Source organism: Catenovulum maritimum, from assembly GCF_001050375.1.
GTDB lineage: Bacteria > Pseudomonadota > Gammaproteobacteria > Enterobacterales > Alteromonadaceae > Catenovulum > Catenovulum maritimum.
In genome coordinates, this window is sequence record NZ_KQ130497.1 from 95,257 (window position 1) to 103,230 (window position 7,974).

Annotated in this window: 3 protein-coding genes and 1 pseudogene; 2 read left to right on the forward strand and 2 right to left on the reverse strand. The window is 38.2% G+C overall.

What is annotated here, in order from left to right:
- Positions 1-342 precede the first annotated feature (342 nt).
- Positions 343-3,336 carry a TonB-dependent receptor gene (locus XM47_RS14425; RefSeq protein ID WP_048693961.1) on the forward strand — a complete coding sequence of 998 codons (2,994 nt, stop codon included), beginning with the start codon at positions 343-345 and terminating at the stop codon, positions 3,334-3,336.
- Positions 3,337-3,529: 193 nt separating this feature from the next.
- Here XM47_RS14425 and XM47_RS14430 read toward each other — a convergent pair whose 3' ends face one another.
- Complete coding sequence (locus tag XM47_RS14430; RefSeq protein WP_048693965.1) at positions 3,530-4,246, reverse strand: FadR/GntR family transcriptional regulator; 717 nt, start codon at positions 4,244-4,246, stop codon at positions 3,530-3,532.
- Positions 4,247-4,615: 369 nt separating this feature from the next.
- Between XM47_RS14430 and XM47_RS14435 the strand changes: the two genes are divergently transcribed.
- Entirely contained in the window at positions 4,616-7,501 is a 2,886-nt protein-coding gene (locus tag XM47_RS14435) for a TonB-dependent receptor (protein WP_048693968.1), read from the forward strand.
- 322 nt (positions 7,502-7,823) lie between these two features.
- Here XM47_RS14435 and XM47_RS18890 read toward each other — a convergent pair.
- A pseudogene (locus XM47_RS18890) lies at positions 7,824-7,974 on the reverse strand (NADP-dependent phosphogluconate dehydrogenase); the annotation flags it as partial.

Here is a 7,974-nt window from a genome sequence, read left to right on the forward strand (position 1 = left end):
ATTGGTAAGGCCACTTGTTGTCTAGGTGTATTTACACCTTGTTGTTTTTGGTGTTAAATAAATGTGTATTAAACGTTATTTCCCTTCTCGGAAGGTTAATTGTGTTTAAACAAATTAATAACCTGAACACTGGATAATAACTTGGTTTCTAAGGGCTATTTTTCCTTATTATTGCGTTGAATTCGCTAGTAATAGCCAGCTATTACATACGCAAATTCGCCATATTCTAAGAAAAAATATCACCCTAGAATAAAGTTTTAAGTCTTTGTTAATAATTACAACGCCTTAGATAACTTTTTATCCCGAGTTCAGGTCGATAACTACAAAAATAGGGCACATAATATGTCTACGACAGCACACAACAATTCACACAAAAAATTTAAAAAGAACTTACTCCATACTTGCATCGCAATGCATTTAGTCTCGGGTGTCGCTTACGCAAATGAAAAGTCAGCGACAGAAGAAGAGATGATGGAAGTGATTCAAGTAAAATCACAATTTAAGCGAAACTTAGAGACAGCATTGTTTGACAAGCGATTTTCTGCGGTCGTCAGTGACGGTATTTCAGCCGATGATATTGGATCTTTACCTGCGCTTGATATGGGGGAGGCGTTGCAAGCAGTACCCGGAATTCAGTTAAACCGAGAAGGTGAAAGAAGAGAGTCGAGTGTTAATTTACGTGGCTTACCATCTGGGTTTGTATTAACAACTGCAAACGGTCAGTCTATTGCAAATCCAACTCGAAGTACGGCTGCGTTTGGGGCACCGAATCCATTTGGCGCATACGATCCAGCCGTTTTCAACGGCATTAATGTTGTAAAATCTCAAACCGCTGAAATGCAAGAAGGTGGTATAGCGGGTTCAATTGATCAAAAACTATATAAGGCGCTAAGTCGGCCAAAAAACAGTTTAATGATTCAACTAGGTGCTCGAAATGAAAAACTCGCTGATTCAATTGACGGTGAATTTGTTATTTCAGCCTCAAAACATTTAATTGATGATGAGCTAGCGGTAACTGCAACAGCTGCATATTCACAGCAGACGTTTCGTCGAGATACTATCAAAATAAACCGATATGATGCATTAAATTCAACTCAATTCGCTGCACAAACAGGTACGCAAACTTTTGATGAGTGGAAAGATTCAAATAACTTGCCAGCCAATGCTGTGGTTAAAATGCCGGGCGAACTTCGGCAGGGCAGTGAGATTAATGAAGGGAGTCGTTTATCTTTCTCGGGCGGTATTGAGTATAAGCCGACTGAAAATTTAAAGTTAGGCGCTAATGTTATTTTTACCGAACGTGATATGGGAGATAACCGTTACGAGCAAATAGAGTTAAGAACTCGATACAATGAAGTGAGCATTACCCCTTTAACCGCACCGCAAGATACTGGCAAAGTAGATGGTTCTGGAAACCCAGTTTACAGCGTACCTGATATTGGTTTTGAGAATGTACGATATGCTTATGATAATCGTGGATTCGCAATTTACGAGCAATCTCAAGCGATTTTACTCGACGCAGAGTGGACAACAGATAACTGGAAGTTTGATTCTTTGGTTTCAATCTCTAAATCGGAAAACGAATGGGATGAAATATTAATTTCTCCAAGGTTTGATAAATCGGATACAGGTACAGGTGTAACTGGCCGTTTATACACAGGTGAAGGAGAGATCGGCGATTTTGTTGCAAATGTCGACAATTTTGAACAAGCGCTTAATTTAGATGAGCTAACCTGGGTACCCAGAACGAATGTGACATCGTCAGGTATTATCCCAACCACCACAGGTCGGTATTTGTTGATGACGGGCACTTGGGAAAATATTCAAAGAGATTCAAATGCGTTCGAATTTAACGCTGAACGTGGTTTTAGCGAAGGTATTTTTAGCAGTGTTAAATTTGGTTACCGCTTCTCAACCCAAGAGCAAGATTCTAAACGTTTAAGAAATTCAGGTGTAGGTATTGATCCGACTGGAATCTTAACCAATTCGGTTAGGCAGGCACCTAACTACGTCAGTGAAGGAGCATTTTTTGGTGGGGAAGCACCTGGATTTGCATCTTACGAAAACGATGGTTGGTATTCGTTTGATTTTCAGAAAGTGAACCAAGGATTAGTTGGCACTATAGATGTTACTAAAGTTGGTAATGAACCTTCAACTGGCGAGTCACCTGTTGTTGTGCCAACGACGGGTTACATAGCTCGCGGTGGTCAGCAGGGGGCAGGCCTAGTTTACGATACTAAATTAGATACTTCTGCTGCTTATGCTATGGCTAATTTTGACTTTGATGCTGGTAGCTTTCCGATTAAAGGTAATATGGGCCTGCGTTATGTTTCTTCTGATTTAGAAGCGGGAGCTCCGTTTTTTGAATTTGGTGTTAGCGATATTAATAATCCAGAACGTCGTGCTGTGAAACATGATTATGATTATGTTCTTCCGAGTTTGAATACTTCAATTTCATTAACGGATGATAATGATTTAATTGCCCGTTTTGCTTACAACCAATCTATTGTCCGACCTAACTTAAGAGCGGTGACGCCGGCTTCTTCACTTAGCCTTAGCGAAACTAAAGTGACGGTGAGTTTACCGAGTGCTCAAATCGACCCTTTTAAGGCCGACTCCTTCGATTTTTCAATTGAATGGTATAACAGAGAAGGTAGTGCGATCACTTTAGCTTTATTTAAAAAAGACATCGAAAATTACTTCCAGAAACAAAGTGTGTGTGACAACCAAGTTTTGGAAGAGGCAGGCTACGACATAGGTACAGTCAGTTTAGTTAATGATCAGTGTGTTACTGATGGTAATGATGGTTACTCAGATCCTGATTTAATAACCGCAGGTGATGATGTTGCAATTACCCAGATTCGTAATATAGAAAATACAGTGAGTGTTTCTGGTTTAGAGTTATCAATTCAACAAAACCTAGACTTTCTTCCATACCCTTGGAATGGGTTAGGTGGTGTGTTTAATTACTCAAAAACGTCTCAGGATAAAGCTAACACAGTTCAAATTCCGGGAATTTCAGATGAAACCTACAATGTTATTGGTTACTACGAGCAAGATAACTATGGTTTAAGGTTTTCTTATAACTTTAGAACCGAGTATGAGTTAGAAAGTGTAGGTACCTTTAATGGTGTCGGCAACAAAAATGTTAAAGCCGCTGGGCGATTAGATATGTCCGCTTATTATAAAGCGACTGAAGATTTAACCCTGAGTTTTAAAGCCTATAACTTAACAAATACGCTATACGAAGAATATGAAGATGTTGAATGGCAGCCTCGTGCAACTCACTACGACGGTCAAACATTTGGTTTATATGCGAAGTATAAATTTTATTAACAGACATTAGCGTAATAAATCAACAAGCCTATGTTTTCATAGGCTTTTTCGTTTTTATGTGGTGAAAAATAAGGTCAAAACGAATCGAAAATAGCCTCTAGAAAGCTAGTGTAAAATTTTAGAAGGTAGATGAATCATTGGATAGATAATGCTCTAAGTAAAACTAAGAGCATTATAAAGGATAGGTTTTTAATTATTTGCCGAAATGAGTTGCGGCATTGGCGGTCGCATTTTCAATATGTACCTGCATTGCATTTCTGGCTTTTTCAGGGTTTCTTTGAGCCAAAGCAGAGACAATACGCTCATGATCTTCGATGCTTGGATGTATCCCTTCTTTACGAATCGATTTAAGAAATGCACTACTAATCGCTGATTTTAACCTTAGTTCCCATAGCCAATTAATGGTTTCGTAAATCGCACTATTTTGACAAGCTTCAGCAATAATTAAATGAAATTTTTGATCCGCTCTTTCAGAAGCATCTGGCTGAGTTTCTTCTTCTCTCATCTCGTTGATTGCCATTTTTAAAGCTTCTATTTGCGCATCCGTAATACGAGCAGCCGCTAAAGCACACATTTCAGCTTCAAGTATGTAACGCATTTCTAAAATTTCGAAAGGGCCTATCCCTTCATCGGTTAAAACGATTTCTGTCTTATTCGCTTTTTGAGAGACATAAACCCCTGAACCGATACGAATTTCAATAACACCTGATAACTCAAGCGCTATCATAGCTTCGCGTATAGTTGGCCTACTCACACCTAACTTTTCAGCTAGTTCTCTTTCTGAAGGTAATCTGTCACCAGGTTTAAAAACCTCTGAGTCAATTAATGATCTTATTTGGTCTGCAACTTTTATGTACAAACGGTCAGATTTGATGACTTTAAATTGATTTAAATCTTTAGCCGGACTCATGCTATCCCCTTGCTCTACTGCAACTGGTTATTATAACTACTTATATGACCAATTTACCATAATTTCCGATATTTGAATATATTACAGTTAAGCTAAACATCTGCTTATTTTTAACTGACACAATAAATATTAACGAATAATAGCTTATCTTATTGATTTTCCGGTGATTGATTTTGTTTATTAAATGACGGCAGCTTTTAGTTTAGTTGGGGTTTGGTCTTTTGTCCTGACCAAATTCAACCTTTTGTGTTAACTTTTTGTGTTTTTTTGTCTATATTTAGTTTAATTAACTTGAATTTAATGTTTTCTTAAGTAAACTGGTAAGGCCACTTGAGAGGTGGTGCTTTTTATTCTTAAACAGGTGTGAACATGAACGATTATCTAAAAGATTCAAAAAATAAATCTGAGCGATTGTTAAATATAAAAAGAACAGCAATTGCTTTGCTTGTTAACAGTATCCTGCTGCCAAGTGCGTATGCAGCTGAAACCGAAAATAAAGATGAAGAAATTGAAACTATTGTTGTTAGTGGGATCGCACAGTCATACCGAAATGCTATTAATGATAAAAGAGCCGCACCAACGATAGTGGATAGCTTATCGTCATCAGATATTGGCGCCTTGCCAGATTTGTCTGTGGCAGAAACACTCGAAAGAATTACGGGTGTAACAGGCGATAGATTTAAAGGCAACGCCAGTGAAATCTCAATTCGTGGCTTGGGTCCATTTTTAGGTATGTCGACAGTAAATGGCCGTGCGATTTCTTCCGGTAGTGGTAACCGTTCAGTTGCTTTCAGCCAATTCCCTTCTGAATTAGTCAATGGTGTAACTGTTTACAAAGCCCAAACAGCTGATTTATTAGAAGGCGGTGTATCCGGCTTAATCGATTTAAAAACAATTCGTCCAGCAGACTATGGCAAAGAACGTCTGCAAGCTGAAATTAAATTAAACTACAATCCGTACCAAGCTAAATTAAACGACGATGATGGCGTTGGTCACAAAACTTCATTTTCTTATACCAATACCTTAGACACTGACTTAGGTGAATTAGGTTTTGCTTTTGGTTATGCAGGTGGTAAGACCTCTTCTCCTGAAGAAAGCTATAATACCAGTTCGACTTTAAGAGATTGTAATTCAGACTACTTGAGTGATGGCGGCAGTAACTGTTCATTTAAAGATGACAATACAGCGGCTAAAGATGGCAAAGCACTCAATGGCGATTACTATTACATTTCTAATCTGTTCTATTACCGTCAAATGGAATCAATCGAAGACCGTGATGCTGCGATTGTTGCTTTACAATGGAAGCCAAATGATTCAATCGATATTAATATTGATGGTCAGTGGTCAAACCGTAATTATTTTGAAGATCGCCATGATTTATATTTCGATGATGGCCGTAGACGAATTCACGATTGGACGACTAATGAAGAGCATGCGCTAACAAGTTATAGCGGTGAATCTAGAATTAGTAGTTATGGGGAATACAGAGTTCGAGATGAAGAATACAAAGGGGTTGGTTTTAATCTAGAGTGGCAAGTCAATGATAGCTTGAAAGTAACTGCGGATGCCGCTTATTCAGGCACTGAAAGATACCAAGACACGACTTATGCTCGATTCAGAAGCAATAGATTATTTTATCAATGGGAAGCGGGTGACAACCAAAGCTTCGCTAACATAAAAAATGTTTATACAGATAAGAATGATCCTGCTGGCTCAAGTGTTGATTGGTTAACAGAAATCCAAGATTTAAGCTTTTTTAGTGGGGATAGTGAAGCAAGAACATATAGATTTGATATTAAAGACACGATTAATAGCTACAAATTAGACGCTGTTTATACTTTAGAAGACGGCTTTTTTAGCACAATTAATCTAGGAATGGCTTCTTCTTCGCATAAGCACTTAAACTATCAAGAAGAGCGTTTAAGTCAAGGTACACCGTCTGCTGATCGCCCAGCTAAAATTGCTGCTCTAGAAGAGCAATGCCAAATTGACTGGCCACAGAAAGATTATGGTGAAGACGCTAATAGTCCTGTAACCCAGTGGGCAACATTTGATACTAAATGTGGTCACTCATTATTATTAGGCGATACTGTTTTAGCGCCTGATCCAAAAGCGCCAACGGCTGGTGATATTGACCTAGTTGAAGATGTAACATCTATTTATGCCTTAACTAACTTTGTTACTACGATAGGCGATAAATACTTAACAGGTAATTTTGGTGTACGTTATGTGACAACCGATGTTACGTCTAAATCGATTAGAACAGCTTATGATGTGGAAACAGATCAAGACGGTTTTGTGTCAATTACGCCAAATAACGAAATTGAATACAATGTCTATAAAAACTCATATAGCAACATACTCCCTAGCTTAAACTTATCACTTGAGTTAGATGATGACTTAATATTACGTGGCGCTGTTTTTGCCGGTATCTCGCGCCCTGATATGTGGTACATGGGCGCTGGTCGAAACATGAATATCAACACAAATGACGAGCAATACACTACAGTTGAAGAAGCACTTGTCGGCAATGTATCAGCTTTAGGTAACCCATTTGTTGAAGCGATTGAATCGAAAAACTATGACATCAACCTAAGTTGGTATTATGAAACCGATACTATGTTATCAGCAGCACTTTATTATAAAACCTTTAACGCTAAATTTAGCTCTGAAACTAAAGCTGAAGGTGTGACAATAGACGGTCAAGAATATACAGCTCAGGTTACAGGCATACCAACTGTGAAAGATGATGAGTCTTCTATTAAAGGCCTTGAGTTAACTTTGATGCATAAATTTAATTCTTTACCTGCTCCACTTGATGGTTTAGGTATCTCAACGACTTATAACTATGCTGATTCTGACTTTGAAACGCCTGAAGCTGGATCGTCTTTCTCTTCGCAAGAGGTTAGAGATATGATAGAACCAGCCAATTTAGCCGGTTTATCTAAGCATAATTTTACGAACCAATTATATTGGGAAGGCGATGCTTTATCGATTCGTTTATCTTATAAGTACCGTTCAGAATATCTTAAACCATTCGGTTCAAATTTATCGCAAACAAACCGAATCGTGGATGACACACAATCAGTTGATTTGAGCACTGCCTATAAGATTAATAAAAACTTTAAACTTAAATTTCAAGTGCTTAACTTAACTAATGAAGCCTATGCGGAACAAAGAGTTACACATGGAGCATTTAACCGTATTGAGTACTCAGGTACTAAATATTTCTTAGGTTTACAATATCGCATGTAAGCACATATAAGCTTAAATTGATTGCCAAAGCCCCAACTCTGTTTGGGGCTTTTTTATTGGTTTAGCTCTATTCGTTTGGGCTAAAACCAGCATAATTATCCCCCTAACACAGCTTGTTTATCGCTAGCTGATAAAAAGGAATTGATGAAGTCTCAGGACATATGCTGGATAAAATCAGTGACTTTTTTGGTTTAGCGGCTAAATAGAGTAAGTATAGGGGCGTGAAGGTAGACGAGGACAAATAGGCAAAGCAAACAAAAAAGCCGAGAAGAATTCTCGGCTTTCAATTTTAAACTAATACAAGTTAACGCTTAATTAAAGCTTAAACGTTATAAGTACTAGATGCTGTGTCACCACCGCGGCCAGTCCAATTAGTGTGGAAGAACTCACCTCTTGGCTTATCTGTACGCTCATAAGTGTGCGCACCAAAGTAATCACGTTGTGCTTGTAATAAGTTCGCTGGTAAGCGCTCT

Bases quoted from the DNA above. Each gene is read 5' to 3' on its own strand.
- XM47_RS14425 (WP_048693961.1), top strand. From the start codon at position 343: ATGTCTACGACAGCACACAACAATTCACACAAAAAATTTAAAAAGAAC.
- XM47_RS14430 (WP_048693965.1), bottom strand. From the start codon at position 4,246: ATGAGTCCGGCTAAAGATTTAAATCAATTTAAAGTCATCAAATCTGAC.
- XM47_RS14435 (WP_048693968.1), top strand. From the start codon at position 4,616: ATGAACGATTATCTAAAAGATTCAAAAAATAAATCTGAGCGATTGTTA.